Consider the following 12,946-nt stretch of genomic DNA (forward strand, 5'->3'; position numbering starts at 1 on the left):
AAAACAGCCTCATGTGTTTCGAGTGGAACACATGGGGCTGAAATTTTTGCTGTCAGGCATCTGTAAGAAGCTGCCGGTAGCAGGCACTACAGGCGCAGGCAGCGTTTATATAATATATACAAAAACGGAAACATAATTTGAATAAAAATGACAATTGACAAAGAAATGTAAAATGGTTAATCTGATAGTTAGTTGCTGAAGAATCAGCGGGAGTACTGAGCTATGGAAAATGATATGAAATAATCGGATAGGACAATTCATAGATACCGGAATTCTCCGGTGATAATCCCAAATGATATGAGGCAATAAAAATAGAATAGCAGGTCTCTAAGGAGGTATATTATGAAACCAATATATGCAGAAAATATTATAGTAGCAATAAAATCGTGCGGCTGTATAGAGTGGTATATTTTAGACAAAGATTATTGCTTTTTAGATTATCCTAAGTTAGAAGAAGCATATCGTAAGAAAGGCTATAATGATACTTTTGATGATGATTCCAGATTTGGCATAAAAGTAGTAAATGAATTGTCGAAAACACAATTTTGGGATCATATAAAAGAATATAAAATTACAGCCGAAGAATTAAAGAAAATGTTAATGAAGGAATCTGATTATAATGATAAATTAGCATATAATCCATCTATTTTAATAGATTTTGAAAATCGGGTATTTATATCGTATTATGCTGAACCGGAATCTTTTGAAGCGTTTGTTCCAGATGGCTGGATAGGAAAGTATCAGGATTTTACAGAAGAAATACCAGAAAAACAGAGATATTGGATGGATGAAAACGGTAAAAATTTGATAGGAGAATAGGAATGGATAATAATACAGTTACAATTTTAAATGAAGAATTTGAGAATGATAAAACAGGTGAGAAAGTACAGGGAATAACAATTATTGTAGATGGAAAACTTAAAGAAGTGCTTGATTTGCTTATGAAAAATAATCCTGATTACAAAAATTATACAGAAATTGTTCGGGATGCTTTTTTTGATGGCATTAATTCAATGATAAGAGAGCATAAATAATAGGCACAATGGAAGAAGCTGATTTTGATGTCTTTTTTAAAGAATTAGAAAGAAAACTGAAGTTAAGAATTCCGGATAAATTCTTAAAGGCGCATCGTTGGAGATAATATAAGAGAAGCACTACTAAGGAGAAACAGGCATTGCGTGATACAGTGATGAATGAACAATATTTTACGGAATATATTCTGGAAGAGACAGAGCGAATAAGAAAATTTCAAAATAAATTAGAAAATAATGAGGTAAGAGAAGATAGAATTTATTCGGTAAAAAGAAAGATTGATGCGATACAATTTGAATTACTTATTGCAAGATATTCTAGTGGTGAAGATATAGAAAAATTAGAAAATGATTTTATGCAGTTATTAAATGATATGCCATTGTATTGGAATGGTAATTCCAGCTATATTGATATGCTGTGGATGATGGCACTTGCAATTTTATTTGATGTAAGTAGAGAAAAGTTTGGTATATTGTCGGATTTGGTAACTCAATATAATCGGAAAGATGCTTTGCTGGAATTTTTTGTTAATTACAAAATGAATGGAAACATAGGACAACTGAAAGGAGACTATTCTTATGGCTTCCCATATGATAAGCTGACGGATATTGTTGCAAATAGAGAAAAAGCAGTTGAAAAATTAAAAGAATATTTAGAAAAATATTGGTATGTGGGACATAAAAATATGGGATGGTACGATATTCATAAAGCAAAAGAAAAATTGTATTACGGTTACTGGAGTTTTGAAGCAGGAGCTATTGCAAAAATATTAAATTTAGATGACAGCAATTTGAAAGATGTACCGTATTATCCATATGATTTGGTTCACTATAAAAGCAATAGTATCTAATCTGGATTAGAGGATATAAAAGGCGTTTTATATGTTGTGGGATAAATTAACGGAAGAGAATTATGTGGTATATGTAAACAGAGACATTGATTTAAAAATAAAAGTTTTTGAATTGATGGAGGATGATGAAGTATATATCAACTATAAGGGATTTAATTTGACAATACCTATGTTGATATGGGAGTTTGGAGAAGATTTAAAGATGGCATCAATAGAAGATGTTCGTATTGAAGGCAACGACCGATTTGATAAACATTTTGTTATAAAAAAAGAGGATAAAGAAAAGTTTTTAGATGAAATATATTTCTTTTTGGTTGATAATAATATGGATTCTGTTTTAAATGAAAAATATCGAGCAAATTGGTGATAAAGATAAAAAATATATTATAGGATGAATATGAAAATAAAAGTAAGAAGAGAAGCTGCTAAATGCACAAATTGTGGGAAAATTAATGAATTTTATTATTTGTCAGATTTTTCATATGGTGAGAGATTAGTGCTATTTCATAACGGTATGAGTTATGCATATATTAATTTGTTGGAAGATGATGTTTATAATGATTTTATTGATAAAGTGAAATCTATTTTAAATTTGCATCAAAAAGAATTTTCAGAAGAAAAATTACAAAATATAATTAAACATATATTTGGCATGACTTGTGACAGGATACAGGAAAGTGAGATTGAATTTGCAATGGACCATAAAAAATGCATCTATTGCGCCGCGGATGATTTTGAAGATTTAATGGCTGAGCCGGAAAAAATTATTTGTGTGGAGATGCCCAATGTGACACATCATGCGTGGAAAACTCTGGATGATGCGAAAAAGGTGCAGCGAATAGAAAAAGCATTGATGGAAAATAAAGTTATCTAATGATACAGTGGTGTATACCAAATGGAGAAAATCAGGGAATGAGAGATTATATTAAAAGTGAAAAATATTTCGACGAATTCATAGCAGAAGATACAGCTAGAATTTTAAAATTAACAAAAAAAGTAAATGGCGGAGAAGTTAGACCAGAAAGATTAGTGCCAGTAAAACAGGGAATTTTTCGTATTAAACTTGGAATTATAATAGCAAGGTATTCTAAGGGAGATAACATAGCTTGTTTAAGAAGTGATTTTATGGAAATATATGAAGAGTGGATAATGTCCTTCTTTTCACAGGTTGCATATAATGAGAATTTAAAGATGCTATCACTTGCAGTCCTATTTGAAATAGAGCAAAAACTGATTACATTAACAAAAAGAAAACTGAAAGAAAAAGAGGTAAAGGACTGGTTGTTGCTTTTTCTGATGGGGGAAAAACAACCAAATTTACCACTTTTATTTCCAGACAGATTTCAAATAATGAAAGAGTTAGTTAAAGAAAGAGATAAATCAGATTTATTGGAGAAATATTTGAAAGAGGACTGGTATAATAAAGAATACGAGTGTTATGAGGCTCATAAAAGTGACCAGAATATATATTATGGTTACTGGAGTTTTGAAGCAGGAGCTATTGCAAAAATATTAAATTTAGATGACAGTAATTTAAAGAATGTGCCATATTATCCATATGATTTGGTTCACTATAAAAGATAAAATTCCCGTGGAGAAAATGAAATGTGGAGAATCCAAAAGAAAGAAAAATTTGATATTTGGGAAAACGACTTATGTTCATTGAAAGTTCAATATGAAGAAAGTAAATGTAGAGTTTATGTTAATTATAAAGGGTATAATGTTGTTGTTCCGATGGGAATATGTGGATTTGAAGATGAAATTCAGGAAAGAAAGATAAAGTATGAGGTTGAGGGAGAAAAGGGAATTTTAAACTCTTTAAGTTATGTAGTCGAGAAAGATAATTTGAGACTGTTTTGCGATATGATATTCTTTTTTTTGACTGAACATAGCTTAGACAGAATGTTATATGAAGAATTTAAATATTAAATAATAGCTGTCCCATTTAAAAGAACCCCACATATGTTCAAGGTTTTCTTGGATTGAACATATGTGGGCTATTCTGTATTGATAATCCTACACCAGCTTCTTTCTTGCAGTCTTTTTCTTTGGTGCCGGCTGGGCAGCGGCTGCTGCGGCAGCCTGATTCTGGCGCTTGCGGAACCGGTCGGCTACATCTTTGATATATTTGTCTGAGGTAAAATGCTTTAAAGTATTTTCATCAATGGCAATCCGGTTATCCATGGTCTTCATAATATCCTGAATCTGGATAATGTCATAGATGTGCGGGTCACGCAAATCAAAGATTTCATTATTAGTAAACTGTAAGATAAGAGGTTTGGAATAATCCTCCGGGTTATCTTCAAGAATCATCGCCTTTTCGCCGTTGGATAAATCTACACAGGCACCTCTCGGAAGAATGTGGATGCAAAGAGAAAGTGCACGGACAATCTTTGTATCATATTTTTCCGGAAACTCCTGCAAATATTTCATGGCAACGATTTCGGAAATCGGCTCATTGGTTAGGCTCATGGCGGTCATCCGGTCAAAGGCATCTGCAACCTGTAAAAGCTTTGTGCCGCTGCTGCGGAAAATCTTGGATGGGTCAGCAGCCTCTTCCGGAGCGGAGAGTGTAATAAACTGGGTAATGATTCTTAAAGCATCCGGTGATAACTTTATACTGTGAGTCTGCGGATTCAGATAATCTAAGCTCTTGATACGGCAGGCAAGAATTTTCTTTTCGTCTTCTTCTGTTAAAGGATCCGTTTTTTCAGCAAGCTCGGTCGGAACTAAAAGCCAGCCAAAATCATAGAGCAGAGCAGCCGTTACACAGGTCTGCTGAAAATCATCCGGCATATTTAACTGGTGAGTCAGCATGGCGACCAGAATAGCAACGCTGATGGAATGCTTGTATACATAATCTGCAGAGCTTCTTAAATTCTGCGCAAAGTTCAGCTTGTGGTCAAGACGGCCATACTGGGACAGAATCGAAGAGACCAGCGTTGGAAGCTTGTCCGGCTGTCTGCCTTTACGAATCATATCCATGCAGTCGCGAAGCTGGAACATGGAAATGGTCTGGAACTGTTCGAAAGCAATATCCTCGTCGGATAATGGCGGAACCGGTTCGGCAGGCTCCAGAATATAAATACCAATCAGCTCGAAATTCCGGATACTTTCGATACCCTGCCGGGTCAGTCTGGTGTCGCGGTCATAAAGCATGACGCCCAATTTATTATAGATAGGTTTAGCAAGACGCATGCCGGGTTTTAAGTCATCTGTCCGTATAAATAGCATAGCGGTTACCTCCTTACAAAATATGTTTTTTCCGTTAAAATTCCTAGTTCAAATATAGCACAAGCAGAGAGGAAAAACAATCTTGGGATTGAAAAAGAAGTGTAGTTTTTCGTTGCATTTTCATAAGAAAGCCGTCTATAATAAAGGAAGAAAACAAGAGGCGTGATAAATCCATAAAAGAGGATAAAGATATGAAGAAAAACAGTAAACAACGTATGTTTTCCGCATTGCTGATACTGTTTCTGCTGATACAGATGACGGTGCAGGCAGACACCGGCACCAAGGAAAGAGTGGATCTGGCATCTAAGGACACCGGAAGCAGCGTGGAAGAACTGGAACGTCAGAGAGAGGAACAGCAGTCGCAGCTTGATTCCTTGAAAGAATATCAGATAAATCTTTCCGATGAACTGACGGAATTAAATAATGGATTGCAGGAAATCAGCAACGAACTGGCGGATACCCAGGATGAAATTGCGGCGAAAAATGTGGAGATTGAAGCAGCAGAAAGCCGGATTGCAGAGCTGACAACACGTTCTGAGAGCCAGTACGAAGCCATGAAGAAAAGAGTACAATATATGTACGAAAATGGTAATCAGTCTTACCTGGAGCTGCTGCTTGGATCAAGCTCCTTTTCGGATTTTTTAAACCGGATGGAATATGCCAAATCTATTTATGATTATGACAGGCAGGAGCTTTCTGATTATCAGGATACACTGGCTGAATTAAAACAGCAGAAGGAAGATTTAGAGACGGCAAAAGAAGAACTGCTTGCGGCAGAACAGACGAAGCAGGAGCAGAAGAGCAAGGCAGACAGTCTGGTGGCAGCCCAGCAGGAAAAAATAAGCGCAGCAAAGTCGGATGTTGCAGATGCAGAGACGGAAATAGCAGACACAGATGCGGAAATCGCAAGACAGAAAGCCTATGAGGAAGAATTAGAGGCACAGAAGGCGAAAGAAGATGCTGCCCGTCAGGAGGAGATTAAGCGTCAGGAAGAGGAACTTATTAACAGTCAGCAGCCAGATGCTTCAGATAATAATGTAAATCCGGATGGGACATCCACCGGGGATAATACCACAGGAAGCGATGCTTCCGGTGGGGGGACAGTGAATGCCAGTGATGTTGCCATGCTGGCAGCACTGATCCAGTGCGAAGCAGGCGGCGAAAGCTATGAAGGGAAGCTTGCCGTTGGAAGCGTGGTCATGAACCGTGTGGACAGCAGTTATTTCCCGGATACCGTGGTAGGTGTCATCTATCAGAGCGGGCAGTTCTCACCGGTAGCCAGCGGTCGTTTCGCAGTAGTGCTTTCATCCGGGGCAGATGCGTCCTGTGTGCAGGCTGCCACAGAAGTGTTAGCAGGCACAAGAACCTTAAACTGCTTATATTTCCGCAGAAACAACGGACTGATTAATGGAACTGTAATCGGAAACCATGTATTTTATTAAGGAAAGCTGAAAATCCGGCTCAATAAAGCAAGTTTCACTTGCAAAAATCCCCTTTCTATGATAACATCAGATTGTCGGGAAAGAGCCGGAAAGGCTTTCTTTTATTTTTTTTACAAAAGATTGTTAAAAAAATAACAATAGTAAAAGGCAAATTTAATTCAGAAGGAGACGAGAAAATGGCACAGAAAGTAGTTTTAGCAGGCGCATGTCGTACCGCAATCGGTAAAATGGGAGGAGCTTTAAGCAATACTCCAGCCGCAGATTTAGGCGCAATCGTAATCAAAGAAGCATTAAACAGAGCTGGTGTTAAACCAGAACAGGTTGATGAAGTAATGATGGGATGTGTAATCCAGGCAGCACAGGGACAGAACGTTGCACGTCAGGCTTCTATCAAAGCAGGTTTACCAATCGAGGTTCCTGCATTTACATTAAACGTAGTTTGTGGTTCTGGTTTGAAATGTGTAAACGAAGCTGCAAACATGATTATGGCTGGTCAGGCAGACATCGTTGTTGCAGGTGGTATGGAGAACATGTCTATGGCACCTTACGCTATGACAAAAGCTCGTTTTGGATATCGTATGAACAATGCAACAATTATCGATACCATGGTAAATGATGCATTAACAGACGCATTTAATCATTATCATATGATGATTACAGCAGAGAACGTATGTGACAAATACGGAATTACCCGTGAAGAGTTAGACGAGTTCTCAGCAAACAGCCAGCAGAAATGTGAAAAAGCAATTGCTGAAGGCAGATTCAAAGACGAAATCGTTCCTGTACCTGTTAAGGTTAAGAAAGAAACTGTTATGTTTGACACAGATGAGGGACCACGTCCAGGCACAACTGCTGAGTCATTAAGCAAATTAAGATGCTGCTCTGGTAAAGAGGGTGGACTTGTTACTGCAGGTAACGCTTCCGGTATCAACGATGGTGCAGCAGCAATCGTTGTTATGAGCGAAGAAAAAGCAAAAGAGCTTGGTGTTAAACCAATGGCTACATGGGTTGCAGGAGCACTTGGCGGAGTTGAGCCGGAAATCATGGGTGTTGGACCTGTTGCTTCTACAAAGAAAGTTCTTGCAAGAACCGGAATGTCTATCGATGACTTCGACTTAATCGAGGCAAACGAAGCATTCGCTGCTCAGTCAATCGCAGTTGCAAGAGATCTTGGATTCGATATGTCTAAGGTTAACGTAAATGGTGGTGCAATCGCACTTGGACATCCTGTTGGAGCATCTGGATGCCGTATCTTAGTTACATTGCTTCATGAGATGCAGAAGAGAGACGCTAAGAAGGGTCTTGCTACTCTGTGTATCGGTGGTGGAATGGGCTGCTCAACAATTGTTGAGAGAGACTAATTCACTCTTTCTGAATAAGTAAATATACCCGGGAAGTGTAAAACGCTTCTCGGGTCTTGCGTTGCAAGTTATAACCCAGAAGACTTTCGTTTTCGGGTAAATATAATACATATGTTTTTAAGGAGGACTAACATGAAAGTTGGCGTTATTGGTGCAGGTACCATGGGACAGGGCATTGCAAAAGCATTTGCTCAGGTAGAAGGATATGAAGTAGCTCTTTGTGACATCAAGCAGGAATGGGCTGATGGCGGAAAAGAGAAAATCGCAAAAGGATATGCAAGACTGGTAGAAAAAGGAAAAATGACACAGGAAACTGTTGACGGAATCCTTGCTAAAATCACACCAGGTTTAAAAGAGAATCTTTGCGCAGACTGCGATTTAATCGTAGAAGCAGCATTTGAAGATATGGGCGTTAAGAAGACAACATTCCAGGAGCTTGATAAGATTGCTAAACCAGAATGTATCTTTGCTTCTAATACATCCAGTCTTTCTATTACAGAAATCGGAAATGGTCTTACCCGTCCAATGGTAGGTATGCATTTCTTCAACCCGGCAGACAGAATGAAATTAATCGAAGTTATCGCTGGTGTAAATACTCCTGCTGAAACAGTAGAAGCTATTAAGAAAATCTCTGTAGAAATCGGAAAAACTCCGGTACAGGTAAATGAAGCTGCAGGTTTCGTAGTAAACCGTATCTTAATCCCAATGATTAACGAAGCTGCATTTATCAAAATGGAAGGTGTATCTGATATCGCAGGTATCGACGCAGCTATGAAGCTTGGCGCAAATCATCCAATGGGACCTCTTGAGTTAGGTGACTTCATTGGTCTTGACATCTGCCTTGCAATCATGGATGTACTTTACAACGAGACAGGCGACAGCAAATATCGTGCATGTCCATTAATCCGTAAAATGGTTCGTGGTGGTAACCTCGGCGCTAAGAGCGGAAAAGGATTCTATGTATACAACGCTGACCGTACAAAGACCCCGGTTGACGCTCAGTAAAATAAAATTTATGGAGGATTTCAGAACATGGATTTCAGTTTAGATAAGAAACATGAAATGGCGAGAACTCTGTTCAGAGATTTCGCAGAAAACGAAGTAAAACCTCTGGCTCAGGAAGTTGATGAGACAGAAGTATTCCCACAGGGAACAGTTGATAAAATGGCAAAATTTGGTTTCATGGGAATTCCGGTACCAAAGGAGTACGGCGGACAGGGATGTGACCCATTAACCTATGTTATGTGTGTAGAAGAGTTATCTAAAGTTTGTGGTACAACAGGTGTTATCGTATCTGCACATACTTCTCTTTGTATCGACCCAATTATGACTTACGGTACAGAAGAGCAGAAACAGAAATATGTAAAACCACTTGCAACAGGTGAGAAGCTTGGCGCATTCGCATTAACAGAGCCTGGTGCTGGTACAGATGCCCAGGGAGCACAGACCAAGGCTGTATTAGATGGTGATGAGTGGGTATTAAACGGATCTAAATGCTTTATTACAAACGGTAAAGTTGCAGACGTTTATATCGTAATCGCAATCACAAGTGTTACCGAAGATAAGAGAGGAAGAAAGAAGAAGAACTTCTCTGCATTCATCGTGGACAAGGGAGCTCCTGGATTCTCCTTCGGAACAAAAGAAAAGAAAATGGGTATCCGTGGATCATCTACATACGAGTTAATCTTCGAAGACTGCAGAATTCCAAAGGAAAATCTGTTAGGACCAGAAGGAAAAGGATTCCCAATCGCTATGCATACTCTGGATGGCGGACGTATCGGTATCGCAGCTCAGGCACTTGGTATTGCAGAAGGTGCATTAGACAGAGCAGTTGCATACACCAAAGAAAGAAAACAGTTTGGTCGTTCTATCGCTCAGCAGCAGAATACCCAGTTCAAGCTTGCTGATATGGCAACCAGAATTGAAGCAGCTCAGATGCTGGTTTACAAAGCTGCTATGGCTAAAGCAACACAGAAGGTATATTCTGTAGAAGCAGCAAAAGCAAAATTATTCGCAGCAGAAACCGCAATGGCAGTTACTACAGAAGTAGTTCAGTTATTCGGTGGATACGGATACATCAGAGAATACGATGTAGAGCGTATGATGCGTGATGCTAAGATTACAGAGATCTACGAAGGAACAAGCGAAGTTCAGAGAATGGTTATTTCTGGCGCATTATTAAAATAGTTTCTGACAGATCGGCGCAAAAGGATTTTAAACGAAAAATCATGGCGCACACAAATTAAAAATATAAGGAGTGAATATACCGTGAAAATAGTTGTATGTGTAAAACAGGTACCAGATACAAAAGGCGGAGTAAAATTTAATCCGGATGGTACTTTGGATAGAGCTGCAATGCTCACTATCATGAACCCAGATGACAAAGCAGGTCTGGAAGCAGCATTAAGATTAAAAGATCAGTACGGTGCAGAAGTTACTGTACTTACCATGGGACTTCCAAAGGCTGATGAAGTTCTTCGTGAAGCAATGGCAATGGGCGCTGACAAGGGAATCCTTGTAACAGACCGTGTATTAGGTGGTGCAGATACCTGGGCTACTTCTACTACAATCGCTGGTGCATTAAGAAACCTTGACTATGATTTAATTATCACAGGTCGTCAGGCTATCGATGGAGATACCGCACAGGTTGGTCCTCAGATCGCAGAGCATCTTGGACTTCCGGTTATTTCCTATGCACAGGATATCAAAGTAGAAGGTGACAGCGTAATCGTTGAGCGTCAGTTTGAAGATGGATATCATGTATTAAAAGCAAAAATGCCTTGCTTAGTGACAGCATTATCTGAATTAAACGAGCCGCGTTACATGACTCCAGGCGGAATCTTCGATGCATTTGACAAAGAAGTAACTGTATGGGGCAGAGCTGACCTTAAAGACGTAGATGATTCTAACCTTGGTCTGAAAGGTTCACCGACCAAAATCGCAAAAGCATCTGACAAAGTTCGTAAAGGTGCAGGCGAGAAGGTTGCTCTCGATACCGACGAAGCAGTATCTTACTTAATTGGCAAATTCAAAGAGAAACATATCATCTAATAAAAATAAGGAAAAGTGGTGAATAAAATGGGTTTAGAAGAGTATAAAGGAGTATTTGTCTTTGCACAGCAGGTAGACAACACATTAAATGGTGTTGCTTTTGAGTTACTTGGAAAGGGCAAAGAACTTGCAAAAGATTTAAATACAGAAGTAACTGCAGTATTAATTGGTTCTGATGTGAAAGGTCTTGCAGATCAGCTTGCTGAGTACGGCGCTGATAAAGTTATCGTAGTAGATGATCCGGAACTGAAGAACTACAGAACAGAGCCATATGCACATGCATTAGCATCTGTAATCAACGAATTCAAACCAGAAGTTATGTTAGTTGGTGCAACAGCAATCGGTCGTGACCTTGGTCCTACTGTATCTGCAAGAGTTGCAACAGGTCTGACAGCTGACTGTACTGTTCTTGAGATTGGTGATTTTCCAATCAATCCGGTTGGAAACCAGGAGCAGAAACACAATCAGTTACTGATGACCCGTCCTGCATTCGGTGGAAATACCATCGCAACAATTGCTTGTCCGGATAACCGTCCTCAGATGGCTACTGTACGTCCGGGCGTTATGCAGAAAATTGCTCCAATCAAAGGTGCAAAAGCAGAAGTTATCGAGTTCAATCCAGGATTTACACCAAACAACAGATATGTTGAAATCATGGATATCGTAAAAGAAGTTAAGAATACAGCAAACATCATGGACGCTAAGATCTTAGTATCCGGAGGTCGTGGAGTTGGTTCTAAAGAAAACTTCAAACTGTTAGAGGACTTAGCAGAAGTTCTTGGTGGAACAGTAAGCTGCTCCCGTGCAGTTGTAGAGAATGGATGGCTTCCAGTTGACTTACAGGTAGGTCAGACAGGAAAGACAGTTCGTCCTCAGATTTACTTTGCAATCGGTATTTCCGGAGCAATCCAGCACGTAGCTGGTATGGAAGATTCTGATCTCATCATCGCAATCAACAAAGACGAAGATGCTCCAATCTTCGACGTTGCAGATTACGGTTTAGTAGGAGACTTAAACAAGATCGTTCCAGCTCTTACAAAAGCTTTAAAAGAGGAAATGGCTGCAAAATAATCCGTTTACGGATGTAATATTTCATCTTGGATGAGTCTCATTTGAGATGTGTGATAAAAGGGTGTCATGCAAACCGGAAGATTTGTGTGATGCCCTTTTTATGTGCTTAGAGGGAAATTTGCAAAGTATGTTGCCTGTAGTTAAACCGCAGGTATTTTTTTGGGTACATACATTGTATACAGTGGAAAAAAGTGGTATTCTAAACAAGGTTTGCAGGAAACTGTTTTGGCAGTGTGGCAGACAAATAATATTGTGGCATCGGCAGACAGATGCAGAAAAGAGGAAGAGACTATGAATAGAAGTAGCAGAACAGTGAAACTCGTTGAGATGGCTCTGTTGGTTGCAATCATTCTGATTCTGGCTTTTACCCCACTTGGTTATATTAAGACACTTGGTCTGGAAATTACATTGATTGTAGTTCCAGTTACAATTGGTGCCATTATTTTAGGACCATTGGGTGGAGCAGTATTAGGAGCAGTATTTGGAATCACAAGCTTTATCCAGTGCTTTGGAATGAGTCCTTTTGGAGCAGTACTTCTTGGCATCAATCCATTCGGAACCTTCGTGGTATGTGTAGTATCAAGAATTCTGATGGGCTGGTTGACCGGACTTATCTATAAGGGATTATCCAAATTTCCGAAAATGAAGAACTGGAAGATTTTAATTGCCAACCTGGCAGGTCCAATCTTAAATACCTTTTTCTTCATGTCAACACTGGTAATCTTTTTCTTCAGCTCCGATTACATACAGTCACTGGCAGGCGGCTTAAATCCATTCCGTTTTGTCATTGCCTTTGTAGGTGTAAACGGACTGATTGAAGCAGCAGCCTGTTTCGTGGTAGGAAGTGCAATTACCAAGGCATTACAGGTTGCAATGAAAAATAAATAAAGAATATCTGCTTCAGA

At 39.1% G+C, this 12,946-nt stretch carries 15 protein-coding genes; 14 read left to right on the forward strand and 1 reads right to left on the reverse strand.

Annotated features, from left to right (window positions below):
• Nucleotides 1-342: 342 nt before the first annotated feature.
• The 7 genes from DWY37_RS10825 (at nucleotide 343) to DWY37_RS10855 (ending at nucleotide 3,811) form a co-directional block, all read left to right on the forward strand.
• The gene (locus DWY37_RS10825) at nucleotides 343-819 is read left to right on the forward strand and encodes a hypothetical protein (RefSeq protein WP_118544507.1); all 477 of its coding nucleotides are present in this window, start codon (nucleotides 343-345) and stop codon (nucleotides 817-819) included.
• Between the two features lie 2 nt (nucleotides 820-821).
• Complete coding sequence (locus DWY37_RS10830) at nucleotides 822-1,034, forward strand: hypothetical protein (RefSeq protein ID WP_022243000.1); 213 nt, start codon at nucleotides 822-824, stop codon at nucleotides 1,032-1,034.
• 140 nt (nucleotides 1,035-1,174) lie between these two features.
• Nucleotides 1,175-1,882, forward strand: a complete 708-nt coding sequence (locus DWY37_RS10835) for a PoNi-like cognate immunity protein (RefSeq protein ID WP_118544506.1) — start codon at nucleotides 1,175-1,177, stop codon at nucleotides 1,880-1,882.
• 31 nt (nucleotides 1,883-1,913) lie between these two features.
• Nucleotides 1,914-2,249: a hypothetical protein gene (locus DWY37_RS10840; protein ID WP_118544505.1), complete on the forward strand. Its 336-nt coding sequence runs from the start codon at nucleotides 1,914-1,916 to the stop codon at nucleotides 2,247-2,249.
• A 30-nt stretch (nucleotides 2,250-2,279) separates the two neighbouring features.
• On the forward strand, nucleotides 2,280-2,756 hold the full coding sequence (locus DWY37_RS10845) for a hypothetical protein (RefSeq protein ID WP_118544504.1): 477 nt from the start codon (nucleotides 2,280-2,282) through the stop codon (nucleotides 2,754-2,756).
• Nucleotides 2,757-2,794: 38 nt separating this feature from the next.
• Complete coding sequence (locus tag DWY37_RS10850) at nucleotides 2,795-3,466, forward strand: PoNi-like cognate immunity protein (protein WP_158575684.1); 672 nt, start codon at nucleotides 2,795-2,797, stop codon at nucleotides 3,464-3,466.
• 21 nt (nucleotides 3,467-3,487) lie between these two features.
• Nucleotides 3,488-3,811 (forward strand): hypothetical protein, encoded by a 324-nt coding sequence (locus tag DWY37_RS10855; RefSeq protein WP_117841798.1) that lies wholly within the window; start codon nucleotides 3,488-3,490, stop codon nucleotides 3,809-3,811.
• Between the two features lie 87 nt (nucleotides 3,812-3,898).
• Here the strand turns inward: DWY37_RS10855 and DWY37_RS10860 are convergent, their stop codons facing one another.
• Nucleotides 3,899-5,116 carry an HD-GYP domain-containing protein gene (locus DWY37_RS10860; RefSeq protein ID WP_117947692.1) on the reverse strand — a complete coding sequence of 406 codons (1,218 nt, stop codon included), beginning with the start codon at nucleotides 5,114-5,116 and terminating at the stop codon, nucleotides 3,899-3,901.
• A gap of 191 nt (nucleotides 5,117-5,307) precedes the next feature.
• Here DWY37_RS10860 and DWY37_RS10865 point away from each other — a divergent pair, with 191 nt between their 5' ends.
• The 7 genes from DWY37_RS10865 to DWY37_RS10895 all read left to right on the forward strand — a co-directional run bounded on the left by DWY37_RS10865 (nucleotide 5,308) and on the right by DWY37_RS10895 (nucleotide 12,929).
• A complete protein-coding gene (locus DWY37_RS10865; RefSeq protein WP_118542362.1) occupies nucleotides 5,308-6,558 on the forward strand; it encodes a cell wall hydrolase in 1,251 nt (416 codons plus the stop codon).
• A 176-nt stretch (nucleotides 6,559-6,734) separates the two neighbouring features.
• The gene (locus DWY37_RS10870) at nucleotides 6,735-7,919 is read left to right on the forward strand and encodes an acetyl-CoA C-acetyltransferase (RefSeq protein WP_117841801.1); all 1,185 of its coding nucleotides are present in this window, start codon (nucleotides 6,735-6,737) and stop codon (nucleotides 7,917-7,919) included.
• Between the two features lie 132 nt (nucleotides 7,920-8,051).
• Nucleotides 8,052-8,924, forward strand: a complete 873-nt coding sequence (locus DWY37_RS10875; protein ID WP_022244335.1) for a 3-hydroxyacyl-CoA dehydrogenase family protein — start codon at nucleotides 8,052-8,054, stop codon at nucleotides 8,922-8,924.
• 27 nt (nucleotides 8,925-8,951) lie between these two features.
• Complete coding sequence (locus DWY37_RS10880; RefSeq protein ID WP_022244336.1) at nucleotides 8,952-10,106, forward strand: acyl-CoA dehydrogenase; 1,155 nt, start codon at nucleotides 8,952-8,954, stop codon at nucleotides 10,104-10,106.
• An 81-nt stretch (nucleotides 10,107-10,187) separates the two neighbouring features.
• On the forward strand, nucleotides 10,188-10,970 hold the full coding sequence (locus tag DWY37_RS10885) for an electron transfer flavoprotein subunit beta/FixA family protein (RefSeq protein ID WP_022244337.1): 783 nt from the start codon (nucleotides 10,188-10,190) through the stop codon (nucleotides 10,968-10,970).
• Nucleotides 10,971-10,997: 27 nt separating this feature from the next.
• Complete coding sequence (locus tag DWY37_RS10890; RefSeq protein WP_117699200.1) at nucleotides 10,998-12,041, forward strand: electron transfer flavoprotein subunit alpha/FixB family protein; 1,044 nt, start codon at nucleotides 10,998-11,000, stop codon at nucleotides 12,039-12,041.
• A gap of 291 nt (nucleotides 12,042-12,332) precedes the next feature.
• The gene (locus DWY37_RS10895) at nucleotides 12,333-12,929 is read left to right on the forward strand and encodes an ECF transporter S component (RefSeq protein ID WP_118057245.1); all 597 of its coding nucleotides are present in this window, start codon (nucleotides 12,333-12,335) and stop codon (nucleotides 12,927-12,929) included.
• Nucleotides 12,930-12,946: the final 17 nt, after the last annotated feature.

The sequence above is a fragment of the Roseburia sp. AF25-13LB genome, assembly GCF_003478915.1.
Taxonomy (GTDB): Bacteria; Bacillota; Clostridia; order Lachnospirales; family Lachnospiraceae; genus Roseburia_C; species Roseburia_C amylophila.